This is a genomic window from Desulfogranum mediterraneum DSM 13871 (assembly GCF_000429965.1).
Classification (GTDB): Bacteria; Desulfobacterota; Desulfobulbia; order Desulfobulbales; family Desulfobulbaceae; genus Desulfogranum; species Desulfogranum mediterraneum.
Genome location: NZ_AUCW01000071.1, coordinates 1 through 1,600, shown reverse-complemented (window position 1 = coordinate 1,600; position 1,600 = coordinate 1). Strand labels below are relative to the sequence as shown.

Annotated in this window: 2 protein-coding genes and 1 pseudogene; 1 reads left to right on the top strand and 2 read right to left on the bottom strand. The window is 44.6% G+C overall.

The genetic code is table 11. The features are described 5' to 3' along the window. Positions 1 to 79 precede the first annotated feature (79 nt). Together G494_RS23760 and G494_RS26375 are read right to left on the bottom strand one after the other, a co-directional pair. On the bottom strand, positions 80 to 691 hold the full coding sequence (locus tag G494_RS23760) for a hypothetical protein (RefSeq protein ID WP_051305737.1): 612 nt from the start codon (positions 689 to 691) through the stop codon (positions 80 to 82). A 180-nt stretch (positions 692 to 871) separates the two neighbouring features. Next, a pseudogene (locus G494_RS26375) lies at positions 872 to 1,159 on the bottom strand (transposase); the annotation flags it as partial. A 143-nt stretch (positions 1,160 to 1,302) separates the two neighbouring features. On the opposite strand from G494_RS26375, the gene G494_RS27465 reads away from it, so the two are divergent. After that, the coding region (locus G494_RS27465) for a hypothetical protein (RefSeq protein ID WP_208597694.1) at positions 1,303 to 1,600 on the top strand (298 nt) is incomplete at its 3' end.

Below are 1,600 nucleotides of genomic sequence, written 5' to 3'. Positions count from 1 at the left end.
CTTTTTCCAAAATACACCTAAGTCTTGCTTTTCTCAAAGATGCGTTTCTCTTCAGCTACCTACAGAGGTTATGCGCTTATTATACGAATTCAGGGATTATCATTTCTGGGCAGGTAGGGATTACCTCTGAACGATCCGGATGAACAAAGGCGCCAGCTACCATTTGCTGGTAGTACTCAACCTTACCGTTACGTTTACGCTTGCTCTGGCAGTAAGGTGAGCTAACCTTTTCGGAGGTATAAACGCCGGTACCGTCAACAGCCAGCAGATAATGTCCATCGAGAAAGGTCATCTTCTCAAGGGCCTTTCCCCGTTGGATTTGAGTAAAAATAGACCTGAATGGTCGCCGGATATCTCTGACTGAAACAGGGTCCAGTATTGTGCGCATTTGGCTGTCACAGGGGATATGTTGTATGCTAAACACCTCGTGCAGACTGTCGGGATCCTCTTGGCGTCGTCGTTCAAAGGCAAGCAGCGATGGATCCTTAAGGCAAAACATGGCCAACCCGGACATCAAAGCATCGCAAAGAGATATCTTTGAGTTGGCAGCCCGGTGGTCGGGCACCTTGTCAAAGTCCTCACGTATCCGTGCATAGAGGGCATCTGCGTTGAGCTGGTTGCGCATTTTGATTCGACGATAGGTTGTGTTGGATTTGCGTTGTCTTTTGAGCAGTCTTCCGAGTGAGGCCATGGTGCGTTCTCCTGTAATTATTTGTTCTTACAGAAAAAACGCGACCACCCCTCTCGGGATTGTCAAGTAAAATACATTCTGGATCGCAATTATTTATCACATAAATTCAAATGGATAACGAATAAAAGTTTACGAATTTGCCGCTTGGTATACCGCGCTATTTAAGGCTTTGCGGCCATAACGGGAATTGCTGAGGTATATCGCAAGGAAACAGACTGTAAGCGGTAATTTCGTTGATGCAAATATCGTCCCGGCAGTCAAGGATGTTTGAGTATGGCAATAATTGCATTGAAGAACCTTACGAGATGCAATTTGACAGTGCCCCGCATGTCCGCACCTTGGACATACAAAGCCCCGGGGCCATCGGAATGCAAACAGAGCTTGATAGCATTTATCTTACTCACCGTAATGAGCAAGAAAATTTGTCAAACTCAAGCCTTTCTGGAACTGAATTGGATTCTTTGCCATGATAATCCCCCGTTTGTTTTGGTCTTGGTGGATTATGACATGGTCGGTTAGTCATATAGTGACTAACCCCCAAAATAAATGTGGCTGAAGATTAGTGGTAATCATTTTTTTATATATGATCTTCTTTCAATGGAGAAAGAAAAGTGTTTAAAATTATTTCCTTGATAATTCAAATCTTGTCTCTGAGTGTTTACTTATCTTTGGGGCATGCAGCCGTTGGAGATATCGTAGAATTGCCCGATGGCTCCTGTGGCGAGGTATCGAGAGAACAAACAGCAGGGCAAGGTGAAAATTGTGCAGACCCACTCCCAATACCGGAGCTGCCACCTGGGGTAACATGTTCAAAGGAGTTGATAAAAGTTACAGATTATATAACTTGGAGCCATTGTGTGTACAGAATTATTTTTCAATGGACCTATCCTGTGCTTTGTCCCCCCCCCC